Source organism: Sphingomonas sp. PWP1-2, from assembly GCF_049898305.1.
In the GTDB taxonomy this organism is placed as follows: domain Bacteria; phylum Pseudomonadota; class Alphaproteobacteria; order Sphingomonadales; family Sphingomonadaceae; genus Sphingomonas; species Sphingomonas glacialis.
Genome location: NZ_JAFCXM010000002.1, coordinates 477,463 through 501,873, shown reverse-complemented (window position 1 = coordinate 501,873; position 24,411 = coordinate 477,463). Strand labels below are relative to the sequence as shown.

The following is a 24,411-nucleotide window of genomic DNA, read 5'->3' as shown; positions in this document are numbered from 1 at the left end:
GATAGATTACAGTTTTGTGTGTTTTCCTTGCAACGCAAGCGTTGTAGCAATGTCACGATGAGCGACGCTTCGGCCTCTACTGTGTCTGTGCCGGCCTCGCGGTCGTGGATCAGCGTGACACCCGCGCTCGAGCTTTCGGTCGTCGCTGGTGCAATCGCGATCGCGGTCGCAAGCTATTTCGTCATTGCGAGCGGTGCCGCCTCGCAGAGCCTGCTCAGCCCTGCCGTCGTCGCGCTGCTGCTCGTGTCGAACCTGCTGCCCGGCGTCGCATTGCTCGTCCTGCTCGGCCGCCGCGTCGCGATGCGCCGTGCCGCGCGCTCGCCAATTGGTGGGCGCGGGCGGCTCCACGTTCGGCTCGTCGCGATCTTCTCGATGGTCGCTGCGGTACCGACTTTGCTCGTCGTGATCTTCGCCTCGCTGCTGTTCCAGTACGGCGTCCAGTTCTGGTATTCCGACCAGGCGCGCGACATGATTGAGAACGCCACCGGGGTCGCTAAGACGTCGTACCAACAAATGCTCAAGCGCTGGCAGCAAGCTACCGTAACTGCAGCGCAGGACATCGCCGGCTATCCTGAGTTCAAGTCGGGTTCACCGGCTTTCGAAAACATTTTCTTTTACCAGATTTACTTCCGCAGCCTGTCGGACGGCTTCATCTTTTCCGCCAGTCCCAAGAACGACATTCAGCCGATCTACGCAATCAACCCCGATAAGCTCGACTTGCGCAACGAGATCAGCGTCACAGATCTCAACCAGGTGCGGGCCGGGACGCCGAGCGTGACGACAGTCAAAGGTAACCGCATCGAGACGCTGACTGCGATCCCGGGAACGACAGACCAGTATTTCCTGAGTGTGGCGATCTCCGACGTCAAGGTGATGGAGGAACAGTCGCGCCGCAGCACCGAAGTGCTTTCGACCTATCGTGATCTGCTGGTCAAGGCGCGCTCGCTGCAGCTCAAGTTCAACGCCGCTCTGCTCGCCATTTCGCTGCTGATCGTCGCGATCGCGGTGTGGATCGCGCTCGCCGTCGCCGATCGCCTCGTGCGCCCGGTCGGCGAACTGGTCGCCGCCGCGCACCGCGTCGCCGCGGGTGACCTCGGCGCGCGCGTGCCGACACCGACGACCGATGACGAGGTCGGCACGCTCGCCAACGCCTTCAACGGCATGACCAGCCGCCTGCAGACGCAGAACAGCGCGCTCGAAAGCCGCCGCGCGCTGATCGAGGCGGTGATGTCGGGGGTGACCGCAGGCGTCATCTCGGTCGCGCCCGACGGGACGATCCGGCTGATCAACCGCTCGGCCGTCACCTTGCTCGACGGCGCCGAGGATACGCTAGCCGGCAAGCCGCTCAGCCTGATCTCGCCCGAGCTCGCTGCCTTGGTCGAAGGCAAGGAGCGCGAGGCGATCGTCGAGCTCGGCGCTGGCGGCGGCGAGGCGCGCACGCTCGCGGTCAAGGTCACGCGCGCGGCGGAAGGCCCGATCCTGACGTTCGATGATATCACCGGGCAATTGCTCGACCAGCGGCGCGCCGCCTGGTCGGACGTCGCGCGCCGCATCGCGCATGAGATCAAGAATCCGCTGACCCCGATCCAGCTCGCCGCCGAGCGGCTCCAGCGCCGCTATGGCAAGCAGATCGACCCCGAGGACACGACCTTCGCGCGCTTGACCGAGACGATCATCCGCCAGGTCGGCGATCTGCGCCGGATGGTCGACGAATTCTCGTCGTTCGCGCGGATGCCGAAGCCCGTCTTCCGCGAGGAATCGCTCGTCGATCTCGCGCGCCAGACGATGTTCCTCCACGAAGTCGCGCACCCCGGCATCGTCTTCACGCTGACGCATGACGATCCCGGCCCGATCCTCGTGTGCGATCGCCGCCAGATCGGCCAGGCGCTGACCAATATCGTCAAGAACGCGGTCGAAGCCGTCGAGGCGCATACCGACGCGCTCTCGGCCGAAATCGCGATGACGGTGAGCGAAGGCGAGGGGCATGCCACCCTGACGCTCGCCGACACTGGCATCGGGCTCCCCGCCAATCGCGACCGCATCGTCGAACCCTATGTCACGACGCGCGCGCGCGGCACCGGGCTTGGCCTCGCGATCGTCAAGAAGATCGTCGAGGAACATTGCGGCACGATCGCCTTCGACGACCGCCCCGGGGGGGGCACGATCGTTAGCGTGCGTTTCGACACGGCGATGCTCGCCAATCTCGACCAGGGTGATGGAGGCGATGGGGGCATCGCCGACACGCCCGCACCTGCCCTTTTACAGAACCGGACCTGAGCCATGCCCCTCGACATCCTCGTCGTCGATGACGAACGTGACATTCGCGATCTGGTCGCCGGCGTCCTCGAAGACGAAGGCTATGGCGCACGCGTCGCTGCCGACAGCGACTCGGCGCTCGAGGCGATCTCGGTGCGCCGCCCGTCGCTCGTCTTGCTCGACGTCTGGCTCCACGGCTCGCGGCTCGACGGGCTCGAACTGCTCGACGAGATCAAGCGGCGCGATCCGTCGATCCCGGTGCTGATGATCTCGGGCCATGGCAATCTCGACACCGCCGTTGCCGCGATCCGCCGCGGTGCCGCCGATTTCATCGAAAAGCCGTTCGAGGCCGAACGTCTGTTGCTGATGGTCGCGCGCGCGACCGAGACCGAGAGCCTGCGTCGCGAAATCGCATCTTTGCGCGAATCGGTCGGGCAGAACAACGATCTCACCGGAAATTCCGCGGCGATCAACGGGGTGCGCGCGACCTTGAAGCGCGTCGCCGCGACGGGCAGCCGCGTGCTGATCATGGGCTCGGCGGGCGTCGGCAAGGAAGTCGCCGCACGGTTGCTCCACGGTTGGAGCCAGCGCGCCAATGCGCCTTTCGTCATCGTCAACGCAGCCCGAATGACGCCCGAGCGCGTCGAGGAGGAACTGTTCGGCGCCGAGGAAGCCGGCCAGCTCGTCCGGTCGGGGCTGCTCGAGCAGGCGCATGGCGGGACGCTGTTCCTCGACGAGATCGCCGACATGCCGCTCGCCACGCAAGGCCGCATCCTGCGCGTGCTGACCGACCAGAGCTTCAGCCGCGTCGGCGGGCAGCGCATCGTCAAGGTCGACGTCCGCGTCGTCTCGGCAACCGCGCGCGACCTGACGCACGAGATCGCCGAGGGGCGTTTCCGCGAGGATCTCTATTATCGCCTCAACGTCGTCCCCGTCGCGATCCCCGGCCTCGCCGAGCGACGTGAGGACATTCCCGCGCTGATCGACCATTTCATGGCGCATTACGCGTCCGAACGTCGCGTGCCGACCCCTGAAGTCGCGCCCGACGCGATGGTCGCGCTGCAATCGTACGAATGGCCGGGCAACGTCCGCCAGCTGCGCAACGTGGTCGAGCGTACGATCATCATGGCGCCCGGGGACCGGATCGGACGTATCGACCTCGACATGCTGCCTGCCGACATCCTCGGCGATCCGGGCGAACTCGGCGGGAGCGGGACGGCGATCATGGGATCGCCGCTGCGCGAGGCGCGCGAGACGTTCGAGCGCGAGTATCTGCGCGTGCAGATCCGGCGCTTCTCGGGCAATATCTCGCGGACGGCGAACTTCATCGGGATGGAGCGCTCGGCGTTGCACCGGAAGCTGAAATTACTGGGGATCACCGAGGTGCGAGAGGATTGAGCGGCGGGCGGGGACGGACGCGGTAATCCTCGTCGCGTCCGGTCTCTCGATGATCGGGCAGTCTCAAGCGCTCGGCGCCGCAATTCTCCGCCGCTGATACGATCGCGAACGCGGACCTGAGGCGCGTCCCGGAAGAGCGTTGAAGATTTCGAACCGGCTTTATACGAGCACCGGATTGGTACTTTCGCCACGCGTGCTCCACCCAACCCCGCAGCACGTCTAAAAGGTCGATCGTCAGGATTTTGAGTTGCAATGAATTATCGCCATTCCTTCCATGCCGGCAATAGCGCCGACGTCGTCAAGCACAGCCTTTTGATCGCCCTTGTGCGGGCCTTGCAGCAAAAACCGGGCGCGCTGACGCTGATCGACACGCATGCCGGCTGCGGGCTGTACGACCTTGGCGGCGACGAGGCCCAACGCACCGGCGAAGCCGCGCAGGGCGTGCTGCGGGCCTTTGCCGACCAGAACCCCTTGCTGGACGCCTACCGCGCCGCCGTCCAAGCGGTGAATGTCGGTACCGAGCCGCAGCTCTACCCCGGCTCGCCGCGGTTTCTCGCGCAGCTTCTGCGCCCGCAGGATTTCCTGATCCTCAACGAAAAACATCCAGAGGACGCCTATACCTTGCGCGGCGTCATGCGCGGCACGTCCGCTGCCGTGCACGAGCGCGACGCCTATGAGCTATGGCTGGCGGTGGTGCCGCCCCGAACCGCGCGCGGCGTGGTGGTGGTCGATCCGCCCTATGAGCAATTGGACGAACGCGACCGGATCACGGCAACGCTCGCTGCCGCTCACCGCAAATGGGCGCATGGCGTGACGGTGATCTGGTATCCGCTGAAAGACCGCGCCACGCATTCGCGGTGGAAGGCGCAGGTACGCAAGCTCGGCATCCCGAAAGTGCTGGGGGTGGAGCATTGGCTGTACGACGAAGATCAGCCCGGCATTTATAATGGCGCGGGCCTTTTTATCGTCAATTCGCCATACGCCTTCACGCGGGCGTTGCCGCCTCTGCTGGACGCCTTGCGCGCTGTGCTCGCGCCGGAGGGGCATCGCGGCGAGCTCACAACCGAGTGGTTGAGCGCGTAACGGAAACGCGACGGCCGCCCCTTTCTAACCCCACCCGCTGGACGAACCGCCCCCGGCACCCTAAATCAGTCTAGCGTCACTCAGGCGCATCTCGACGCCGGAACCGGCGCACTGCGGGAACCACCCGCCAAAAACATAGGATCGACCGATGGCCGACAAGCACACGTCTCTGCAAGACCTGTTCCTCAATGCGCTCCGCCGCACCAAGACCCCGATCACGATGTTCCTCGTCAAGGGCGTCAAGCTCCAGGGCATCGTCACTTGGTTCGACAATTTCTCGGTGCTGCTTCGCCGCGACGGTCAGTCGCAGCTGATCTACAAGCACGCGATTTCGACGATCATGCCGTCGAACACCGTCGACATCGACGCGATCGTCAATGCGGTCGGTGAGGCGCAGCGCAAGCAGCCGTTGCTGCAGGAAATCTTCCTCAACGCAGTGCGGAAGTCGGAGGACAACGTGACGATGTTCCTCGTCAACGGCGTGATGCTGCAGGGACAGATCGCGGCGTTCGACCTGTTCTGCATGTTGCTCCAGCGCGACGGCATGGCGCAGCTCGTCTACAAGCATGCGGTCTCGACGATCCAGCCCGCGCACCCCCTCAATTTGGCTGATGAAACAGCAGGTTCGGACGAAGATTGACCACTGGATTTGAACGCGACCGCGATGATGTAGCGCGCGGTGCCAAGGCGGTCGTCGTCTATCCCGATACCGGTGCATCGACGCGCGACGCTGAGGCGCGGCTGGCGGAAACCGCCGGTCTCGCCATGGCGATCCATGTCGAAGTGGTCGATCGCGTCGCGATCAAGGTCCGAACGCTCCAGCCCTCGACGCTGATCGGGAAAGGTCAGCTCGAGGCGCTCGCGGCGACGGTGCGGATGGGCGAGGCCGAGCTGGTCGTTTTCGACGCAAACCTCACGCCGGTCCAGCAACGCAACCTCGAAAAGGCGCTGTCGGCCAAGGTGATCGATCGCACTGGGCTGATCCTGGAAATCTTCGGCGAGCGCGCCGCGACCGCCGAAGGCCGCCTGCAAGTCGAGCTCGCGCATCTCGATTACCAGGCGGGCCGGCTGGTGCGCAGCTGGACCCATCTGGAACGTCAGCGCGGCGGCTTCGGCTTCCTCGGCGGCCCGGGCGAGACGCAGATCGAGGCCGACAGGCGCTTGATCCGCGATCGCATGGCGCGGCTGAAGAAGGAGCTCGAGCAAGTGTCGCGCACGCGCGGCCTGCACCGCGACCGCCGCCAGCGCGCGCCGTGGCCGGTGATCGCGCTCGTCGGCTATACCAACGCCGGAAAATCGACGCTGTTCAACCGGATGACGGGTGCTGACGTCATGGCCGAGGATCTGCTCTTCGCGACGCTGGACCCGACGCTGCGCCAGATCGCGCTCCCCGGAATCGACAAGGCGATCCTCTCGGACACCGTCGGATTCGTCTCTGAACTGCCGACCCAGCTCGTCGCCGCGTTCAAGGCGACACTCGAGGAGGTGGTCTCGGCCGATCTGCTGATCCACGTCCGCGACATCGCGCATCCCGATACGCTCGTGCAGCGCGACGATGTCGAGACCGTGCTGCGCGACATCGGCGTCGATACGTCGGTGCCGCGGATCGAAGCGTGGAACAAGCTTGACTTGCTCGACGAAGACGAGCGTGCCGAATGGCTCGGCGAGGCCGCGCGGCGCGAGGATGTCGTGGCGATCTCGGCGCTGAGCGGGGAAGGGGTGGCGGGCCTGCTCGACACCGTTGCCGCGCTGCTGACCGTGAGCCATCGGCGCTATACGATCCTGCTCGACGCCGGCGACGGCGCGGGCGCGGCGTGGCTGCACGCGCATGGCGACGTGCTGTCGCAATCGGTCGAAGGCGAGCAGGCGATCTACGACGTCCGGATGGCCGAGCGCGACTATGAGCGCTTCGCCCAGCGCTAGTGGTGTCGATCCCGCGCTGATCGCGGGCTGGGTCGCGGCGCGTTCCTGCGCACGCGGGGTTGCTGCGCCGGTCGCCGATCACGGCGGCTGGCGCGTCGATACGCGCAGCGACGTGGAATGGTGCCGCTACATCTTCGCGCGCGCCGATCGGGAGATTTCGACGCTCGCGCGGACGATCGGGCGACCGCAGGTGTTCATCAAGGTTTGCGCGACCGATGCCGATATGCTGGCGCTTCTGCCGAACGACTGGGCGCTTCAGGCGCGCTGCTGGGTAATGACCGCTACGGTCGATCCGACGCACCGCCCGTTAGCTGCCGGCTATCGTCTGAGGGTCGATGAGACCGACGGCGTGATCGCCGCGACGATCGTCGCACCCGACGGAACGTTCGCGGCAAGCGGCTATGCGGCCGAGACGGCGGGGGTGTTCGCCTATGACCGGATCGTCACCAGTCCCGATCACCAACGGCGCGGTCTCGGCCATGCGGTGATGGGCGCATTACGCGGACAGCGGCGGGATGCGGCCTCGCGCGAAATCCTCGTCGCGACCGATCAGGGAAGGGCGCTCTACACCAGCCTCGGCTGGACCGTGCAGAGTGCCTATGCGAGCGCGCTTAGTCCTGCCGTGTACGCTTGATCGACTGCCACAGCGCTTCCTTCTCTTCGAGCGACAGAGCCCCGAAACCATCGCCCGCTGCGCTCTCCATCGCCTTGAAGCGCTGCTCGAACTTCGCATTGCCGCGGCGTAGCGCGGCCTCCGGGTCGACCCCGAGCTTGCGCGCCCAATTCACGACCGAGAACAGCAAGTCGCCGATCTCGTCCTCCCGTTCATCGTGCGTCGCCGCTGCCTCGACCTCCGCGATTTCCTCATGGATCTTGGCGCGCGGGCCTTCGGTATCGGGCCAGTCGAACCCGGTCCGCGCGGCGCGCTTCTGCAGTTTTTCCGCGCGGAGCAGCGCAGGCAGGCCGACCGCGACGCCGTCGAGCGCGCCGCCGGCACCCTTGGCGGCGCGTTCCTCGGCCTTGATCTGTTCCCAGCGCTGATGCCCGCCGTTTTCGGCATCGCCAAAGATGTGCGGATGGCGGCGCTCCATCTTGTCGCTGATCGCGGCGACCACGTCGGGCAGCGCGAACAGGCCGGCTTCCTCGGCGATCCGGCTGTGGAACACGACCTGGAGCAAGAGGTCGCCGAGCTCGTCCTTGAGATCGGCCATGTCGTCGCGCGCGATCGCGTCGGCGACTTCATAGGCCTCTTCGATCGTGTACGGCGCGATGCTCGCGAAATCCTGCGCGACGTCCCATTCGCAGCCCGTCGCCGGATCGCGCAGCCGCGCCATGATGGCGACGAGACGCGCGATCACCGCACAATCCTGTCGAAGCGGATGTCGAGACTCCGAGCGGAAGGGGGGCAATGCATGGTGATATCGAACTCGCGGCTAGAACCAGGCGCGAGAGGCCCGCGCACGGCCTTCCGTATCGCAGGATGCAGGCGAAGGCGATCTCTTCCCCGCGCGCTCCGAACCGCACCGGCTCGAGGCGCGATCCTCAATGACGAACTGGCGTGCGATCCCGGCTCGACGCGCGACCCAATCCGCTGGGGATAGCGCGCGTGGCATCGAACTCGCCATCCAGCAGCACCGCCTGCGCTTGCCGCGCCAAGGTCCGGACATTGCCCGTCCTTGCGTCGCGCAACAGCTCCGCCGCGGCTTGCCCCTGTGGCCAGCTCCCCAGGCCCGAGCGCGCATTGATATGCCCCGCGCGCCCGATATCGACCAGCCCCGAACCCCATTTGCGCGCCAGCGCCTGCGACTCCTCGATCGTGGCATAAGGATCGTCTTCGCTCGCAATGAGCAGCGAAACGAACGGCAAGGCCCGGCGCGGATCGTTCCCGAAGCGCGCGATGCGCGGATCGAGCGCGGCGCGCTCGGTCGCGGGCGGCGCGACGAGCAGGGCTCCCAAGACCGACGACGCGCCGCTTGGGCCGGAGGCGTTGGCCCACCACGTCACAGCCTGGCAACCCAGGCTGTGCGCCACCAACACGATCGGCCCGCGGGCCGCAGCGACCGCTTGATCGATCCGGCTCATCCAGACCGTCCGGTTGGGATTATCCCAGTCGCCGAGATCGATCCGATGCGTATCGCGCCGTTCGCGCTCCCAGCGTGTCTGCCAATGGTCGTCGCTCGAACCGAGCAACCCGGGGACCGTGAGAAGGATCGGCTGGATCATGCGGCGATCCACAGATAAGGCGAGCGCGGCGCATGGACCAACTCAGGCATTTGGTAAGAATGGGGCATCATCAAATCCGATCTCAATGATGGGATATGATCTCGCTTATCGCGTGGCGCCGCAAAGGCCGCTTTCTTCGAGGGACTAAAGCTGGACTTTGCCCATCCGCCCTATCTGGATCTAGGCAACCTGCAAGTCCGATAATATACATTATGTTAAACCTGCGCCGATATGGCGCCACAGTCGGCGCCGGCTCAAGCGCTCGTGGTTGCACCCTGCCAAAGCGTCACGACTATAAGCAGCACCCCGAAGATCGCGACCCATGCCAGCGCCATCTTGATCGCATCGCCGATCGGCAGACGCCGCGCGGCGAGCGCGCTCAGCGGCAGGATCAGCACGAGGACATACAGCACGATCGTCATCGCGCCGTCGCTCACAGTGCCCGTTCCAAACCGTCATAACCCGGCTCGACGCCCGGCGGCAGTTCGGCGACGAGCGTGGCGTAATCCATCGACTGGTCCATGTGCGTCAGCACGGTGTGGCCGGGCCGGAACGCCTCGACCCAGCCCAGCACGCTCGGCAAATCGGCATGCGACGGATGCGGACGTCGGCGCAGCGCGTCGACCACCCACAAATCGAGCCCTTGATACAGTGTCGCCATATCGGGCGTCATCGCGCTGAAATCGGTCGCATATCCGATCGATCCCGCTGCGCTGACGAAGCGCAGTCCGGCCGAGACGAACGGTCCATGCGGCTGCTCGACGGTGCTGACCGTGATGTCGCCGATCGTGATCGAGTCCGGGAGTGGCTCGATCGCTACGGTCGGCGGATACCCGTCGTGCCCGCGAAAGACATAGCTGAAGCGGCGTTCGAGCATTGCCTTGAGGTCAGGCCGCGCAAGCCCACGGACCGGGCGCCCCATCGCGTGGAACACCTGGCGCAGGTCGTCGATGCCATGCGTGTGATCGGCATGGTCGTGCGTCCAGATCACCGCGTCGAGCGTGTCGACTCCCGCCGCCAGCAACTGCTCGCGCATGTCGGGTCCGGTATCGACCAGGATCCGCGTCGTCGCGCTCTCGATCAGGATCGACGCGCGCAGCCGGCGGTTGCGTGGATTGGTCGGGTCGCATGCGCCCCAGTCGTTGCCGATCCGCGGGACCCCGGAGGAGGTTCCCGAACCGAGGATCCGCACCTTCATAGGCGCGTCTTGGTGAACAAAGCATGAAAGTTCTCGGCGGTCGCGGCCGCCAGCGTTTCGAGCGCCTCGCCGCGCAACTGCGCGAGGAACGCCGCGGTATCGGCGACGAACGCAGGCTCGCCCGTCTTGCCGCGGTGCGGGACCGGCGCAAGGAACGGCGCATCGGTCTCGATCAACAGCCGGTCGAGCGGCAACCGCACCGCGGTTTCCTGCAGGTCCTTGGCGTTCTTGAAGGTCACGATCCCCGAGATCGAGATATAGCAGCCGATTTCGAGCGCGATATCGGCGAACGCCCCGCTCGCGGTGAAGCAATGGATGACAGCGGGATAGGCCCCCTTCCCCATCTCCTCGCGCATGATCTCGGCGGTATCGTCCTCGGCGTCGCGCGTGTGGACGACGAGCGGCAGCTGCGTCTCGCGCGCCGCCGCGATGTGCGCGCGGAAGCTCGCGCGCTGGCGGTCGCGATCACTGTGATCATAGAAGTAATCGAGCCCGCTCTCGCCGATCCCGACGACGCGCGGGTGCTGCGCGCGCTCGACCAGTCGCGCGGTGCCGATATCGGGATGCTGGTCGGCCTCGTGCGGATGGATGCCGACGGTCGCCCAGACGTCGCTTTCGCGCTCGGCCGTGGCGATCACCGCATCCCACTCGCTCTCGCGCGTCGCGATGTTGAGCATCGCATGGACGCCGCGCGCACGGGCGCGGGCGAGCACGTCCTGCTGCCCCTCGACCAGGCCCTTGTAATTGAGGTGGCAATGGCTGTCGGCGAACATCAGGCCTCCACCGCCGGGGCTTCGAGCCGCGGAAACACCCCCGCCGGCGCCGGCAGCGTCAACCCCGGCGCGAGCGGATGGCCGAGCGCTTCGAAGCCGCGCGCGTCGGGGTTTTGCGCAAGCAGGTCGAGCAGTTTGTCTGCACCGCCCGGGATCGCCCAGCGCGCGAGGATTGCGATCCGGCGGATCGCCTCGGCGGCATGATAGAGGATCGTGTCGGCACGCTCGGGGTCGGTCTTGCGCACGCTCCACGGCGCCTGGTCGGCGAAATACTGGTTGGCGTCGCGCGCCGCGGACCAGATCGCCTCGAGCGCGTTATGCAGCGCAAGGTCGGTCATTGCGCTGTGCATGCCGGTCTCGGCCGCCTCGACGCTCGCGATCAGCGCGTCTTCCGCCGCGGTCCGCACGCCCATCGCCGGAACGACGCCGCCGCACGCCTTGGCGATGATCGACAGGCACCGCTGCGCGAGATTCCCGAGATTGTTGGCGAGATCGGCGTTGCAGCGCGTGACGATCGCCTCTTCCGAATAGCTGCCATCCTGCCCGAAGCTGACTTCGCGTAGCAGGAAATAGCGCAGCGCATCGACACCGAAGCGCGTCGCCAGTTCCATCGGATCGGTCACGTTGCCGACCGACTTCGACATCTTCTCCCCGCGGTTGAGCAGGAAGCCGTGCCCGAACACCGCGCGCGGCAGCGGAATGTTCGCGCTCATCAGGAACGCCGGCCAGTAAACGGCATGAAATCGCACGATATCCTTGCCGATGACATGTAGCTGCGCCGGCCAGAAGGTCTCGTACAATTCGACATCGTCGGGATAGCCGACGCCGGTCAGATAATTGGTCAACGCGTCGACCCACACGTACATGACGTGACCGGGGCTCCCGGGTACCGGCACGCCCCAGTCGAAGCTAGTGCGCGAGACCGAAAGGTCCGAGAGACCACCCTCGACGAAGCGCAGGATTTCGTTGCGGCGTGCCTCGGGGCGAATGAAGTCCGGGTTCGCGGCGTAGAAATCGAGCAGCGGCTGCTGGTATTTGGAAAGCTTGAAGAACCACGTCTCCTCGGCGGTCCATTCGACCGGTGTGCCCTGTGGCGACAGCTTGACGCCGCCCTCGCCCTCGACGAGTTCCTTCTCGTCGTAAAACGCTTCGTCGCGGACCGAGTACCAGCCCTCGTAGCGGTCGAGATACAGGTCGCCAGCCGCCTCCATCGCGCGCCAGATCGCCTGGCTGGCGCGGTAATGATCCTCGTCGCTGGTGCGGATAAACCGATCGTACGAGATATCAAGCGCGTCGGCCATCGCCTTGAAATACCCGCTCATCTCGTCGGCAAGCGCGCGGGGCGTCAGATCGCGCTTGCGCGCTTCCTGGACCATCTTGAGACCATGTTCGTCGGTGCCCGTCTGGAAACGGACTTCGCGCCCCAGCTGGCGCTGATAGCGCGCGATCGCATCGGTCGCGATCGCCTCATAGGCGTGGCCGACATGCGGGCGGCCGTTGGGGTAACTGATCGCGGTCGTGATATAATAGGGGTCGGTCATGCGCGCCTCCTAGGGCATCCGCGCGCGATATTGAAGCCTCGCCGCGGTGCCAGCGTTACACAGCGAGCCGGGCGACGATCCCCGCCATTTCATAGACGGTCGCCTGCGCATCGAGCGTCAGCGCGCGCGCGGTCGCGGCCAGCTCGCGCGCGGCGTCATACCCGTCGAGCGCGATCCGCAGGCGTTCGCCCTGGCGCTCGGCAGCATGCGCCGCGATGAACGCCGGTGCCCGGTCGAGAAACGCCTCGTAGCGCTTCTGCGCGGCTTTCAGCGCGAGCGACTTGGCGAGCCGGACGCGGCGGCCGTTGCCCGGGTCGCCCTCCCGCGCGATCACCGCGAGCGCCTGGTCGAGGGCTGCGAGATCGAGCCCGGCAAAACCGAGCGCGCGTCCCGGCGAGCCATGCGCGACGCCGACGAGCGCGGTCAGTTCGGCCGGATCGGCGCTCGGCAGCAGATGCTCGAGCACCGACGTCATGGTGGCGTCGCCCAGCGGATCGAAGCGCAGCTGGCGGCAGCGCGAGCGGATCGTCGGGAGCAACCGGCCCGGCGCATGGCTGATCAGCAGGAAGATCGTCCCCTGCGGCGGCTCTTCGAGGTTCTTGAGCAGTGCGTTCGACGCGCCCGGGCGCTCGAGGTCATCGACCGAGTCGATGATCACGACGCGCCGGTCCGACATAGACGGCCGCGTCGCGAACATCGGCCCGAGCGCGCGAACCTGCGCGATCGGTATACTCCGCGCGAGATCGAGACCGGTCTTGTCGCCCTCCTTCGGCTGGCGGGTCAGCTCGCGATAGTCGGGATGTGATCCCGCAGCGATCAGCTTGCGCTGCGGGTCGCTCTCGGGAACGTCGAACCCGGGCGGCAAGTCCGCCCCCGCCCCTTGCGCGAACAAGCGCAGCGCCGCGGCGCGCGCGAAGGTCGCCTTGCCGATCCCCTCGGGGCCGGCAAACAGCCAGGCATGGTGCAGCGCCCCGCTCGCCATTGCGGCAGCGAACGCCTGATGCGCGGCGTCGTTGCCGAGCGGCAGCGTCATGGCAGCAAGTCCGCGACCGCTGCGAGGACCGAGCCGGCGACGTCTTCGATTCCCGCTGCGGCATCGATCATCCGGAAGCGCGCGGGCTCGTTCGCCGCAAAACGCCGGAACGCCGCAGCAACGTCGGCATGGAACTCGGGGCCCCGCGCCGCGAAGCGATCGGACGCGTCGCCGTCGCGCAGCGCGGCGCGCGCGCTCCCTTGCTCGGGCGACAGCTCGAGCACGAGCGTGCGATCGGGCAGCAGCCCGCGCGAACCGAACGCGTGCAGTGCAAGCACCGCGGCATCGTCGATCCCGCCGGCAACGCCCTGATACGCCCGGCTGCTGTCGAGGAACCGATCACAGATCACCCACCGGCCAGCGCCAATCGCGGGCCGGATCGTCTTCTCGACATGATCGGCGCGCGCCGCGGCGAACAGCAAGGCTTCGCTGTGCGCGCTCCAGAGCGCGACATCGCCCTGCATCAGCAGCGCACGGATCGCCTCCGCGCCCTCGCTTCCGCCGGGTTCGCGCGTGACGAGCGCATCGATCCCACGCTCGGCGAGCGCGGCAGCAAGCCGTTTCGCTTGAGTCGACTTGCCCGCCCCCTCCCCGCCTTCAAGCGAGATGAAGCGTCCGATCACCCGCCGAACAGCCCCATCAGACCCGCCCAGGCGCGGCCGAAGAAGCCGGCTTCGCTGACGTCGTTGGCGGCGACCAGCGGGAGGCGCTCGGCGGGCATGCCGGGCGTCACCACGACGAGGTCGGCGATATGCTGGCCAGCCTTGATCGGCGCCTTGATCGGGCCGTCATATTGCACGCTGAGCTTCATCTCGCCCGCCGTGCCGGCCGGCACGGTCGCGCTCAGATCGTTGGCGGCAACGAGGCCGACGCTGTTCGCGCTGCCGAGCTGGACTTCGGCGGTCTCGATTTGCTTGCCCTTGGCGAGGATCGGCTTGGCCTGCCACGCACGGAAGCCCCATTCCATGAACTTGACCGATTCCTCGGCGCGCTGGCCCGAAGTGCCGAGCCCCGCCATGACGAGCACGAGACGGCGGCCGTTCTGCATCGCCGACCCGGTGAAGCCATAGCCAGCCTCGTCGGTGTGCCCGGTCTTCAAGCCATCGGCACCCGACACGCGCCCGAGCAACGGATCGCGATTGGCCTGGTCGATCGGCTTCTCGCCGCCGAGCGTCTTGCCCCAGGTAAAGCTGCGCAGCGAATAGAAGCGCTTGTAGAGATCGGGATAGGTCTGGATCGTCGCCGAGGCGAGCTTGGCGAGATCGCGCGCCGTAACATAGGTTACGCCGTTGTCGGGCCAGCCGTTAGCCGTGCCAAAATGGCTGTTCGCCAGGCCGAGCTTGGTCGCCGCGCGGTTCATCCGTTCGGTGAACGCGCTCTCGGTCCCCGAAATGCCCTCGGCGAGCACGACGCAGGCGTCGTTGCCCGACAGCGTGACGATGCCCTTGAGCAGATCCTCGACGCTGACCTCCTCGCCCGACGACAGGAACATCGTCGACCCTTGCGAGTGCCACGCGCGCCACGTCTCGGGGCGGACCGGGAATTTCTGGTCGAGCTTCAATTCGCCCGACTTGATCATCTCGAACGCGACATAGACCGTCATCATCTTCGCCATCGAGGCGGGCGGCATGCGGCGATCGGCGTCCTTCTGATACAGGATCGCACCCGACGACAAATCCTGCAGATAGGCGACCGGCGCCGGTGTCTGGAATTCGGGGGCGGCAACCGCCGGGCACGTCGCGGCGATGGCAACGACGGCGGCGGCGAGCAGTTTCTGGCGCGAGGACATGCGGTTCGGTCTCGTTTTTCAGTCGGTGTGGAAAATGCGTGCGTCAGCATAGCCGCGTCGTGCGGCGCCGTCACGTGCGCGCTGCGCAGCGGCGGAATCGGCGAAGGGGCCAAGCTGGACGCGGTAGAGCTTGCCGAGCGGGACGACGCGGCCGCCGAGCTGCTTGGCGAGTGCGGCCGCGCGCTCGGCGGACGACAGCGCCGCGACCTGGACCATGAGGCCGCCGCGGGCCGCCGCTGGCGCTGGCGCAGGCGCAGGCTTCGCGCGAGCGGGCGCCTCGATCTCGGGTGCCGAGTGCGGCTTCACGGGTGCACTCCGCTGCGGCGCGGGAGCCGGGCGGGTCGTGCCGACCGCCGCCGGCCGACTGGGCGAGCGCGGCGCGGGCGCGACACGCTCGGCAGGCAGTTTGCGCCGAAGCGCCACGAGCAAGGTCGGCGGCGCGTCGAGCCGGGGCGACGCCGCTTGCCCCGCCTGCAGCGCGCGAAGATCCTGCGGCGAGACGATGACGGTGCGGACGCGGATGCCGCCATGATCGCCCACACCGAGCGCCTGCGCCGCGCCCGGCGACAAGGCGACGACCGCGCCGCTGCTCTGTGCGACGACCAACGCGATGATCGTCCGCCCGCTGTCGAGCGCGGTCAGCTCGACCGGCGTGCCGGGCGCGAGCGTCGGATGCCCCACGCCGATCCCGACCGTCGCCCAGCGCCCTTCGGGCGGCGCGGTAAGCAGCGTTGCATAGCCGACGCCGTCCTCACGGGCTTCTCCCGACGTCCCGCGCGGGCCGGCCCCTTGCGCGACTTCGGGCGGCAGATCCTGCGGCGGCCGCGCACTGTCGGACGGCAGGGTCGGGTCACGCAAATCACGCTGCGCCACGGTAGCGGGCGACGCCACGACGCCAAACAGCGCCAAGCCAAGCAACAGCGTCACGCGCTTATTGCTCGACCGCGTCGGCGAGCAACCCGACCGACAGCGCGTAGAAATTCGAACAGTTATAATCGAGGATCACGCGGTAATTCCCGGTCAGGAGGTAGGCGGTCCGCCCGACGCCATCGGGCTCGATCAGCGTCGCCAGCACGGAATCGGCGGGCCAGCTGCGCGACGCGGGCGCGACGCCGAGCGCGCGCCATTCGGCCATCGTCTTCCAACCGCTGTGGCGCGCAAACACCTTGAGGCAGCGCGGCGACAGCAAGCGGTTGGTGATCTGGCTGCGGTCGAAGCTCGCCGGCACCGACACCGCCAGACCCCATGGCTGGCCCGGACGCCAGCCGGCATTGGCGAAATAATTGCCGATTGACGCCAGCGTATCGGCATGGCTCGACCAGATATCGGCGCGCCCGTCGCCATCGCCGTCGCGCGCGAGCCGCAAATAGATCGACGGCAGGAATTGCGGCCCGCCCGTCGCCCCCGCCCAGCTCCCGACAAGCTGCGACCGCGTCACGCCGCGGTCCATCATCTGCATCGAGGCGATGAACTCATCGGCGAACAGATCGCGCCGCCGCCCCTCATAGGCGAGCGAGGCGAGCGCGCGCGGCAGGTCGAACCCGCCCATCACGCGGCCATAGCTCGTCTCATGCCCCCAGATCGCGACCATGATCGATTCGGGAACACCGGTCTGCTGCTCGATCCGGCGCAGGCGCCAGCGCTCGGCTTGATAGGCGCTGCGGCCGTTGGCGATGATCGCGCTGCTCAGATGCTGGGCCTGATACGGCGCGAAATCGGGGACCCCCGCGTTGGGATTGGCGCCGGGCTGCGCACGATCGAGCTCGATCACGCGTGGATTGAGCGTCAGCGTCGGCATCACCGCGTCGAGCGTCGCGCGGCTGACGCCCTTCGCTTCGGCCTTGGCGCGCAGCGTCGTCAGATAGCTCCGGAAACCGGAATCGTCCTGCGCGCAGGCGGCGCCGCCGACCCCGAGGCAGAGCGCAGCCGCCGTCAGTCCAAGGGCGATCCGCGCCCGTAATGTGTGTTTGTCCCGCATGCGCCAACAGTGGCACAGCCGCCCGCGCACATGAACCCCCAAAGGCCTGCAGCCCGTCACAAACCTTGCACGCGGTGGCCCTTGCGTCATGCCGCGTCGGGTCGCTATGCGAGCGGAAGCGCGGAGAGATGGCCGAGTGGTTTAAGGCAGCGGTCTTGAAAACCGCCGTGGGTGCAAGCTCACCGTGGGTTCGAATCCCACTCTCTCCGCCACGTCGCACCGTCGACCTTCGATAAACGTGCTGGATCGGGACCTGTGTTTACGGCGTTCTGTCTGCCTCGGCGTTCGGCGGTGGCAGCGACACCGCATCAATCGTGGCGTCCACCGGGTGGCACTCACCGTGGCTGCACCAAATGATCGACGCAGCGGGCACGGCTACTGCGCAGGATCTTCCAACCGCGTCAGCGTGAAACCGACCTGGCTCGCCGTACCTGCTGATCGGGCTTTGCAAGCTCCATGTCGGGCATTGGCCGAATACGAACGGCGCTCACCCGGCGCCTTGAAGCAGCGGTTCGTCCACGCCGTTAGGCCGACCGATGCGATATCTGTCTAGCTCGCGAGATACGGGTCTACCGGTGGAAATCCAGGGACAGACACAAGAGGAACAGGCCGAGACGCCGCCGTTGCCAGCCACGCGTCCCCGCCCACCCGATGGCGGATAGAGCCGTCACCCCGCGTGGCCACACGCCCATAGACCGGACACTCGCGTTCCGTGGGCGCCCCGGCGAACATCATGGCGATGTTGCCGTAGGTACTTGGGTCACGACCATCGAGGCTCAGGCGATCATTGAGATAGCAAGCGGTCGCCCATGCCGCTTCCGGACTGGGCGTCATCGCGATGATGCGCTTGCACCAGTACATCCGCAGGTTGTTGTGCATCCAGCCCTCGGCCAGGAACTGGCGCTGACACGCATTCCACGTCTCGTCGCGTGTCTCGCCCCTCAGCATGGCTGAAAGCGGCTCTTGGTCGGGGCGGAGGTCGCCGGCATGGTCGGTGAGTGTCTGGCGCGCCCAGGGGGCGATCCGGTCGTACCGTTCGGGCGCGTCGAGATGCCGCGCTTGATGGTGGAACCATTCCCGCCAGCCGAGCAACTCGTCGGCGAACTTGCGCTTGTGCTGTCCACCTGCGGCAGCACCGTTCACTGCCGCCATGACCTCGCGCGGGCCAAGCACGCCAAAGTGCAGATAAGGCGAAAGACCGCTCGCGCTATCGAGACGCGTGGCATCGTTCCGGTTGGACGCGTAGCCGGGCAGCACGTCTGCGACCAAGCGTGTGAGCCGCGCCTCCGCCGCGTTCCGACCCGCTGGATGCATCTGGGTGACCGGGACCGAATGGTCGATGTCGAGGCCGGCAATCAGGGTGCCCAGCTCGTCCGCGCGGAGCGTGTCAGGCGTGAACGGCAACGCTCCGGAATAGGCGGCGACGTCTGCGATTTCCTCGTCCCAGGCCGCCCAAGCGGCCCGCGCTGGCTCATGGCGACGCAGGAAAGCGGTTCGCCCCTGCACGTCGCGGCCGATGACGGCCGGTGGCACCAGACAGGCGGCATTCACCGCAAGAACGGGCACGTCGACCCTTCCCGCCACGCGTTCCGACTGCCACCGCGCAACGAAGGTCGGCTGGTCTTCCACGACGATCGCCGCGGCCGCGACACCCAGCCGGTAGACCAGACCCTTTTCCCGTCGCTCGGCACGCTCGACGTGCTGGACGCAAGCCAGCCCGCGCCGGCGACATCCCTCCGCGAGATCGATGCTCGCTCTCAGGATGAAGTGGTGGAGCCGGTCCGACGCATACGGATAGTCCTCGCGGACACCGTGATAGACCAGCACCGGCAGGTGCAGCGCGTTGCCGAGGCGGACGGCTGCGTCGATAACGGGGTTGTCGCAAGCGCGCAGCGCCTGCTGGAGCCAGCACAGGACGTATCGACCGCCCTGCGCTGGCAATCGGTCGTTCAGCGGCCGAACGCGCGGTGCCTGGTGCCAGTCGGAAAGTTCAGCAAGCCGTCCAGATAGTGCCATCACAAACTCCGGCCACGTTGATGCCCCGTGGCCAACGCGGTCTTGTTATGCGCATCCTGGCGCCAGCGGCGAAGATAGTCGCCAAAATAAGCGAACGTTCGTTTAGAAGCGTCCGCATCGCCGAGGTCCCGCCTCGATCTTTCAGCAACGCGGCATCCCACCCGAGCAAGCGCGATCGGCGGGTACCGGCCGATCCCGCCACGGTGCCTGGACTGATCGCCGCCACCGGGCGAGACGCGAACTGACGCCGATCGCCTATCCCCTCGGTTCGGCACTTCCCCCGAGCGCTGAAGGCGTGCCGACCTGCGGAACGTTCCGCATCCTATCGGGCTATGGCCTCACCGCGATGGGTTTCCAGTCCACGGTCGCGGCTCATGTCCAGGTCGCGGCGCTGCGCCGGGTCTATGGCGATCGCAATAACAAGCGCGCGGCGCGGCAGGAGTGACCACACCCTTGGCCGATACCGCGACGCGACATCACCCTGCGCTACGGCTTTTCCGGAAACGTACGCCATGCGGCATCGCACCGCGCGGCAATGGAAGCCTGCTCGGTCGCTTGACCGGTAGGATCGGGCACCGCGCCGCCTTTGCCGATCAGGAAGCGGGCGTGCACGGTTTCCCATCGCGGTACCGCCGTGAACCGCACGTCGTCGAGCGCGAGCTCGAGCGTGTGCGCGGCGTCATAGCCATTGGCGATCAGCCGCCCGCCATCGCCATAAACCCGCCGCAGCACGATGCCGCGATAGACCGGGATCAGCTCGCCGCGCGCCTCCTTGTCATAGGCGGTGTAGATGTCGATCGGCCGCTTGCTGCCGCGAATGCAGACGTCCTCGTAATGCACATCCTCGACCAGCCCGCCGCGGCTCGCGTCGCTCTTGATGCGCAAGCCCGAAGTGGTGCCGTCGAGCGTCAGCCCCTTGACCAGCACGTGCGCGACGCCGCCATTGGTCTCGCTGCCGATCGACATGCCGTGGCCCGAGTAGAAATGGTTGTCGAGGATCGAGACGTAGCGCGTGCCGCCGGTCTTGCCCGCCTTGATCGCGACATTGTCGTCGCCGGTGCGGATGAACGTCCTGGTGATCGTCACGTCCTCGCTCGCGCCGGGATCGATCCCGTCGGTGTTGCGCGCGTCGGCGGGCGTATCGACGATCACGCCCCACGCGGTGAAGCCCTGCAGGCGGTTGGCGACGACGTGGAAATTGGGCGAGTTCGCCAGGCGCACGCGGTACAGCGTGAAATTGCGCCCGCGATCGGCGACGATCAGCCGCGGGACGTTCTGATTGCCCTTCTCGACCTGCGCGCGGCGCGCGAGCTGCCACCACGTCTCGCTTCCGCCGGCCATCGGCTGGCCGCCATTACCCTCGACCGTGCCGTCGCCCACGATCGCGACGTCGGTCGCATCGGCGATGTGCAGCAGCGGTCGACACCCCTTCCCGCGCTGGTCGAACTTCCCGCAAGCGTGCTCGCCAGTGTCGAACAGCGCCGGATCGGGGATCGCGGCGAGCACGGCAGCGCGATCGAGCCACAGCGTCGTCCGCATCGGCAGCTCGAGCGGACCGCTGTCGTAGCGCCCTGCGCTCAGCCGCACCGCCTGCCCCGCACAGCGCTTGAGCGCGGCCTGCAGCTCGGCGGCGCGGTTGCCCGCTTTGGGCGTCAGCGTCTCGCACGCAGTCGCGGGCAGACGCGGCTCGGTCACCGTGCGGCGATCCTGCGCGGTGGCGGGGGCCGCGAGGATCAGGCTCGTCGCGGCAAGAATCGAATAGCGCATCGCTGCGTCCTTTACGCTGGAACCCATCAGAAGACGAACCGCACGCCGGCGGTGATCACCCGCCCGGTGCTCTGGTAGTTCTGCGCGACCGGGTCGGCCTGATATTCGGTCGCATAGCTCGCCGCGTTGGTCAGGTTGCGGCCCTCGAGCGTCAGGCGCGCATAGCTGGTCAGCGCATAGGACATCGCCGCATCGACATTGAACTGGCTCGCGCGATAGCCGAAATCGGAGACCACCGGCGAGTTGCAGACCGCGCCGTTGTTGGTCGTCAGGCCGACCGCGCACGTTCCCGACGCGAGCGGGAAGCGCGTGACATATTGCGTGCGATACGCGCCCGACACGCGCGCCGAGAATTTGGCGTCCTCATAATAAAGCGTCGCGTTGAACGCGTCGGGCGAGGTGTTGAGGAATGGCCCCTGCGCATAGACGTTGACCGCGGTCCCGGTCTGCGTGCGCGTCGTCGCCAGCTGTGCGCTCGTCAGATAATTGAGCTTCGACGAGATGTGCGTGTAGTTGGCGGTGATGCCGAAGTTCTTGAGGAACCCCGGCAGGAAGAAGAATTGCGACTGGACGTTGACCTCGACGCCACGGATCTTGCCGCCCGGCGCGTCATTGTACTGGCGCACCGCAAAGACCCCGCCTTGCTGGGTGTAGGCGAGCAAGGTCGGGCTGGTGATGCTCGCATAGATCGATTCCAGCGTGGCGGCGTCGTAGATCGACTGGAGCGCATATTCGCCGGCGATCTGCTGCGGAAAGGTTTCGAGATTCTTCATGAAGAACCCGACCGAGATCAGCCCGCCGCGACCGAAATAATGTTCGAGCGCGACGTCGTAATTGGTCGCGCGATACGGGTTGAGATAGGGATTGCCGACGGTGATCTGCGGCGCGGTGGTCGCGTTGAGCCCGGTCGGGAACGACGTCGTCCCCGGCGTCAGCGCGGCGAGCTGGGGTCGCGCGATGACCTTGGCCGAGGCGAGCCGCAGCAGCGTGTTGGGGAGGAACTCCCACGCCGCGTTCAAGGCCGGCAGATAGTCGGTATATTCGTTACGCGCGGTGACGAGCACGCCCGCCACGCCATTGGCGGCGCCGCCGACCGACCCCGTCCCGCGCACGATCGTCTTGGCGATGCGGGTGCCGGCATTGCCGCGGAACGGCTTGCCGAACAGCGTTCCGTCCCAGTCGAATTCGAGATAGCCCGAAAGGTCGTTTTCGGTGACGCGATTGGCCTGGCGCGCGTCGGCCTGCGCACGGAAATCGCCGAATTTGTTGATGCAGTTGCAACCGATGCCGAACGCGTTGCTGAACTTGTCGATGTCGGGGGCGTAGAAACTGGTCGGCGTCCCCGCCGGGACTTGGAGACCACGACCGAAATCGTACAAGCGCCCGAGATCGGTGATCGCGAGCTTGGCTTCGGCGAGCGTCGGATTGATCGCCTCGATGTCGCTGTTGCGCCGCCCCTGCAGGCTCGAATAGCTGAAGCGCTTGTAGGTGAGCCCGCCCTGGACCTTGAACAGATCGTTGACGTCCCAGATCAGGCTACCTCGCGCGACGCGGAAGCTGTTGACGATATCGTCGGTCAGATAGCGGATCGTCGACAGGCCCTTCACCAGCGTCCAGTTCTGCGGATTGGCGACGTCGAAGCCGGGGCTGAACACGGGCATCTTGCCGCTGCCGCGCCCGTCGAAGACGTAATTGTCCTTGTCGATCGCGTTGAACTCGGCGAGCAGCGTCGTGCCCTTATACTCCGACCGCGAATAGCCTGCGGTGCCGACGAAATGCAGCCGCTCGCCGATATCCTGCTTGAGATTGAGCGTCCCCTGCCAGAACTTGGTCGTCCCCGACACGCGCTGCGTCGAGCTGCGCCAGTCGACATCATCGAGCACGAGATAATCGGCCTGCCCCGCCGCATTGACGTTGGCGGCGCGGATCTTGGTGTTGGGGCGGCCGATCAACTCATTGTAGAAGCCGGTCTGGTTGGCGGTCGCGACATAGCCGGGCGACGCCGGGTTGTTGTAATAGTCGAACGGATTGAGATTGTTGGGGTTCTGGCTGTTGAAATAGCCCGGCAGCACCGTCGCGCTGCCCTGTGTGCCCTGGCAGTCGAGCGCTGCCGACGGGGTGCAGTTCGGATAGAGCGCGACGCGGTCGGCATAGCCGTTGGCGGTGCCGGCGGCGCGCAGGCCGTTGGCGCCGGTCTGCGCCGCGCGCGCATTGGTGCCGTTGCGGTTGAGCCCGATCGTGGTGATCCCCGCGATCGTCGAATCCTGGTCGTACTTCGAGAAGACGCCGTCGAGCGTCACCTCGGTATGCGTCGTAGGCTTCCACTGGAGCGTCGCGGTCGCGCCGAGCCGCTTATAGTGCAGGTCCTGCCGGTTGATCGACGGCAGCGCCGGGATCAGCGTATTGGGCGTGATCAGCGCATAGGCCGCCGGATCCGAGCCGAACGTCGCGCCAGTCCCCTGGTTCGACGGCCGCGCGAAGCCATAGGTGTTGGGCGTGACGCCGTTGAGCTGCGACGAGCGATAGGCGTAATCGAACTGCCCGATGCTGCGCTGGTACGAATCGATCTGCTGGCGCTGGTCCTGATAGGCGATCGAGCCGAGGATGCCGAGTGTCGGGGTGATATGCTTCGACACCAAAGCGGTCAGCCGCGGGTTCACCGTCTTGCCGTTCTCGCGATATTCGCCCTCGAGCCCGAGCGCGTAGCGATCCTTCTTGTTGGCGAGCGGTCGGCCCGTGGTGAGATCGATGATCGCGCCGAGCGAGCCCTCGTCGTTCGCCGCGGAGGTCGTCTTGGTGATCGTCACGCCGCCGAACAGCTCGGACGCGAAGGTGTTGAAATCGAAGCCGCGCGTGCGGTTCGCCCCCGAGGGATCGTTGCCCCCGCCGGTGACGCTCAGCGCGTCGGCGCCGTTCAAGCGCGTCTGCTGGAAATCACCGCCGAGGCCGCGCACCGTGATCGAGCGCCCTTCGCCATTGTCGCGGTCGATCGAGACACCCGGCAGGCGCTGGATCGATTCGGCGAGATTGGCGTCGGGAAAATCGGCGATATCCTCGGCCGTGATCGCATCGATGATCTGGTTGGCGCGCCGCTTCTGGTTGACCGCGTTGGACAGGCTGGCGCGAAATCCGGTGACGACGATATCCTGCGCGGTGTCGTCGGCGACCCGGCCGGTATCCGGCGTCGCTGGAGCATTCTGGGCGCTCGCGGGAGCGACAGCGACAAGCCCGCAGAACGCGACGACAGCAAGCGATGCGCCGTGACGCATATCGACCTTCAGCATGACTCTCTCCCCGGCTGACGCCTCTGCGGACGCCCTGGCGGCTCTTATGATTTGCCGATGTCACCGGTGTCAATAAGTCAGCGGCGTTGGATTGACGAATTTTGCACCTGCGAATTGATCCCGCTCAGTAGACTCTTCGAAAGTGTCTG

21 protein-coding genes and 1 tRNA gene are annotated in these 24,411 nt (G+C 66.6%); 8 read left to right on the top strand and 14 right to left on the bottom strand.

Going from position 1 to position 24,411, the window contains the following annotated elements; translation table 11 throughout:
- Positions 1-57 precede the first annotated feature (57 nt).
- The 6 genes from ACP7C5_RS07205 to ACP7C5_RS07180 all read left to right on the top strand — a co-directional run bounded on the left by ACP7C5_RS07205 (position 58) and on the right by ACP7C5_RS07180 (position 7,294).
- Positions 58-2,277: a sensor histidine kinase gene (locus tag ACP7C5_RS07205; protein ID WP_426263711.1), complete on the top strand. Its 2,220-nt coding sequence runs from the start codon at positions 58-60 to the stop codon at positions 2,275-2,277.
- Between the two features lie 3 nt (positions 2,278-2,280).
- Positions 2,281-3,654, top strand: coding sequence for a sigma-54-dependent transcriptional regulator (locus tag ACP7C5_RS07200; protein ID WP_133188199.1), 1,374 nt, complete (start codon positions 2,281-2,283; stop codon positions 3,652-3,654).
- A 252-nt stretch (positions 3,655-3,906) separates the two neighbouring features.
- Positions 3,907-4,737: a 23S rRNA (adenine(2030)-N(6))-methyltransferase RlmJ gene (locus ACP7C5_RS07195; protein ID WP_426263710.1), complete on the top strand. Its 831-nt coding sequence runs from the start codon at positions 3,907-3,909 to the stop codon at positions 4,735-4,737.
- 148 nt (positions 4,738-4,885) lie between these two features.
- The gene (gene hfq, locus ACP7C5_RS07190; protein WP_189674705.1) at positions 4,886-5,377 is read left to right on the top strand and encodes an RNA chaperone Hfq; all 492 of its coding nucleotides are present in this window, start codon (positions 4,886-4,888) and stop codon (positions 5,375-5,377) included.
- Positions 5,374-6,660, top strand: coding sequence for a GTPase HflX (gene hflX, locus ACP7C5_RS07185; protein ID WP_426263709.1), 1,287 nt, complete (start codon positions 5,374-5,376; stop codon positions 6,658-6,660). Before hfq ends, hflX begins: the two co-directional genes overlap by 4 nt.
- Positions 6,638-7,294, top strand: coding sequence for a GNAT family N-acetyltransferase (locus ACP7C5_RS07180; protein WP_426263708.1), 657 nt, complete (start codon positions 6,638-6,640; stop codon positions 7,292-7,294). Before hflX ends, ACP7C5_RS07180 begins: the two co-directional genes overlap by 23 nt.
- Here the strand turns inward: ACP7C5_RS07180 and mazG are convergent.
- The 11 genes from mazG to ACP7C5_RS07125 all read right to left on the bottom strand — a co-directional run bounded on the left by mazG (position 7,272) and on the right by ACP7C5_RS07125 (position 17,195).
- Entirely contained in the window at positions 7,272-7,994 is a 723-nt protein-coding gene (gene mazG / locus ACP7C5_RS07175) for a nucleoside triphosphate pyrophosphohydrolase (protein WP_426263909.1), read from the bottom strand. The two genes, ACP7C5_RS07180 and mazG, sit on opposite strands and share 23 nt — an antisense overlap.
- Positions 7,995-8,202: 208 nt before the next feature.
- Complete coding sequence (locus tag ACP7C5_RS07170; RefSeq protein ID WP_426263707.1) at positions 8,203-8,883, bottom strand: RBBP9/YdeN family alpha/beta hydrolase; 681 nt, start codon at positions 8,881-8,883, stop codon at positions 8,203-8,205.
- A gap of 254 nt (positions 8,884-9,137) precedes the next feature.
- Complete coding sequence (locus ACP7C5_RS07165; RefSeq protein WP_133188213.1) at positions 9,138-9,320, bottom strand: hypothetical protein; 183 nt, start codon at positions 9,318-9,320, stop codon at positions 9,138-9,140.
- Positions 9,317-10,081, bottom strand: coding sequence for an MBL fold metallo-hydrolase (locus tag ACP7C5_RS07160; protein ID WP_426263706.1), 765 nt, complete (start codon positions 10,079-10,081; stop codon positions 9,317-9,319). Before ACP7C5_RS07160 ends, ACP7C5_RS07165 begins: the two co-directional genes overlap by 4 nt.
- Positions 10,078-10,854: a TatD family hydrolase gene (locus tag ACP7C5_RS07155; RefSeq protein WP_426263705.1), complete on the bottom strand. Its 777-nt coding sequence runs from the start codon at positions 10,852-10,854 to the stop codon at positions 10,078-10,080. Before ACP7C5_RS07155 ends, ACP7C5_RS07160 begins: the two co-directional genes overlap by 4 nt.
- Positions 10,854-12,395 (bottom strand): methionine--tRNA ligase, encoded by a 1,542-nt coding sequence (gene metG / locus ACP7C5_RS07150; RefSeq protein ID WP_426263704.1) that lies wholly within the window; start codon positions 12,393-12,395, stop codon positions 10,854-10,856. Before metG ends, ACP7C5_RS07155 begins: the two co-directional genes overlap by 1 nt.
- 55 nt (positions 12,396-12,450) lie before the next feature.
- Positions 12,451-13,428, bottom strand: a complete 978-nt coding sequence (locus ACP7C5_RS07145) for a DNA polymerase III subunit delta' (protein ID WP_426263703.1) — start codon at positions 13,426-13,428, stop codon at positions 12,451-12,453.
- Positions 13,425-14,051 carry a dTMP kinase gene (gene tmk / locus ACP7C5_RS07140; RefSeq protein WP_426263702.1) on the bottom strand — a complete coding sequence of 209 codons (627 nt, stop codon included), beginning with the start codon at positions 14,049-14,051 and terminating at the stop codon, positions 13,425-13,427. Before tmk ends, ACP7C5_RS07145 begins: the two co-directional genes overlap by 4 nt.
- Positions 14,048-15,217 (bottom strand): D-alanyl-D-alanine carboxypeptidase family protein, encoded by a 1,170-nt coding sequence (locus ACP7C5_RS07135; protein ID WP_189674716.1) that lies wholly within the window; start codon positions 15,215-15,217, stop codon positions 14,048-14,050. The genes tmk and ACP7C5_RS07135 overlap by 4 nt, the downstream gene beginning before the upstream one ends.
- 18 nt (positions 15,218-15,235) lie before the next feature.
- Positions 15,236-16,144 carry an SPOR domain-containing protein gene (locus ACP7C5_RS07130; protein WP_426263701.1) on the bottom strand — a complete coding sequence of 303 codons (909 nt, stop codon included), beginning with the start codon at positions 16,142-16,144 and terminating at the stop codon, positions 15,236-15,238.
- 4 nt (positions 16,145-16,148) lie between these two features.
- Positions 16,149-17,195, bottom strand: coding sequence for a lytic murein transglycosylase (locus tag ACP7C5_RS07125; RefSeq protein WP_426263700.1), 1,047 nt, complete (start codon positions 17,193-17,195; stop codon positions 16,149-16,151).
- 122 nt (positions 17,196-17,317) lie between these two features.
- On the opposite strand from ACP7C5_RS07125, the gene ACP7C5_RS07120 reads away from it, so the two are divergent.
- Positions 17,318-17,407: transfer RNA gene (locus tag ACP7C5_RS07120), tRNA-Ser, on the top strand.
- A 337-nt stretch (positions 17,408-17,744) separates the two neighbouring features.
- Here ACP7C5_RS07120 and ACP7C5_RS07115 read toward each other — a convergent pair.
- The gene (locus tag ACP7C5_RS07115) at positions 17,745-19,211 is read right to left on the bottom strand and encodes a deoxyribodipyrimidine photo-lyase (RefSeq protein WP_426263699.1); all 1,467 of its coding nucleotides are present in this window, start codon (positions 19,209-19,211) and stop codon (positions 17,745-17,747) included.
- A gap of 295 nt (positions 19,212-19,506) precedes the next feature.
- Between ACP7C5_RS07115 and ACP7C5_RS07110 the strand changes: the two genes are divergently transcribed.
- A complete protein-coding gene (locus ACP7C5_RS07110; RefSeq protein ID WP_426263698.1) occupies positions 19,507-19,656 on the top strand; it encodes a hypothetical protein in 150 nt (49 codons plus the stop codon).
- Between the two features lie 41 nt (positions 19,657-19,697).
- Here the strand turns inward: ACP7C5_RS07110 and ACP7C5_RS07105 are convergent, their stop codons facing one another.
- Together ACP7C5_RS07105 and ACP7C5_RS07100 are read right to left on the bottom strand one after the other, a co-directional pair.
- Positions 19,698-20,978: a glycoside hydrolase family 28 protein gene (locus ACP7C5_RS07105; protein ID WP_426263697.1), complete on the bottom strand. Its 1,281-nt coding sequence runs from the start codon at positions 20,976-20,978 to the stop codon at positions 19,698-19,700.
- Between the two features lie 26 nt (positions 20,979-21,004).
- Positions 21,005-24,262 carry a TonB-dependent receptor gene (locus ACP7C5_RS07100; protein ID WP_426263696.1) on the bottom strand — a complete coding sequence of 1,086 codons (3,258 nt, stop codon included), beginning with the start codon at positions 24,260-24,262 and terminating at the stop codon, positions 21,005-21,007.
- Between the last annotated feature and the right edge of the window lie 149 nt (positions 24,263-24,411).

Coding starts and splice junctions, on each gene's coding strand:
- ACP7C5_RS07105 (WP_426263697.1), bottom strand. CDS start 20,978: ATGCGCTATTCGATTCTTGCCGCGACGAGCCTGATCCTCGCGGCCCCC.
- ACP7C5_RS07125 (WP_426263700.1), bottom strand. CDS start 17,195: ATGCGGGACAAACACACATTACGGGCGCGGATCGCCCTTGGACTGACG.
- ACP7C5_RS07195 (WP_426263710.1), top strand. CDS start 3,907: ATGAATTATCGCCATTCCTTCCATGCCGGCAATAGCGCCGACGTCGTC.
- ACP7C5_RS07135 (WP_189674716.1), bottom strand. CDS start 15,217: ATGTCCTCGCGCCAGAAACTGCTCGCCGCCGCCGTCGTTGCCATCGCC.
- ACP7C5_RS07160 (WP_426263706.1), bottom strand. CDS start 10,081: ATGAAGGTGCGGATCCTCGGTTCGGGAACCTCCTCCGGGGTCCCGCGG.
- ACP7C5_RS07205 (WP_426263711.1), top strand. CDS start 58: ATGAGCGACGCTTCGGCCTCTACTGTGTCTGTGCCGGCCTCGCGGTCG.
- metG (WP_426263704.1), bottom strand. CDS start 12,395: ATGACCGACCCCTATTATATCACGACCGCGATCAGTTACCCCAACGGC.
- ACP7C5_RS07100 (WP_426263696.1), bottom strand. CDS start 24,262: ATGCTGAAGGTCGATATGCGTCACGGCGCATCGCTTGCTGTCGTCGCG.
- ACP7C5_RS07200 (WP_133188199.1), top strand. CDS start 2,281: ATGCCCCTCGACATCCTCGTCGTCGATGACGAACGTGACATTCGCGAT.
- ACP7C5_RS07170 (WP_426263707.1), bottom strand. CDS start 8,883: ATGATCCAGCCGATCCTTCTCACGGTCCCCGGGTTGCTCGGTTCGAGC.
- ACP7C5_RS07155 (WP_426263705.1), bottom strand. CDS start 10,854: ATGTTCGCCGACAGCCATTGCCACCTCAATTACAAGGGCCTGGTCGAG.
- ACP7C5_RS07145 (WP_426263703.1), bottom strand. CDS start 13,428: ATGACGCTGCCGCTCGGCAACGACGCCGCGCATCAGGCGTTCGCTGCC.
- mazG (WP_426263909.1), bottom strand. CDS start 7,994: ATGGCGCGGCTGCGCGATCCGGCGACGGGCTGCGAATGGGACGTCGCG.
- hfq (WP_189674705.1), top strand. CDS start 4,886: ATGGCCGACAAGCACACGTCTCTGCAAGACCTGTTCCTCAATGCGCTC.
- ACP7C5_RS07180 (WP_426263708.1), top strand. CDS start 6,638: ATGAGCGCTTCGCCCAGCGCTAGTGGTGTCGATCCCGCGCTGATCGCG.
- ACP7C5_RS07115 (WP_426263699.1), bottom strand. CDS start 19,211: ATGGCACTATCTGGACGGCTTGCTGAACTTTCCGACTGGCACCAGGCA.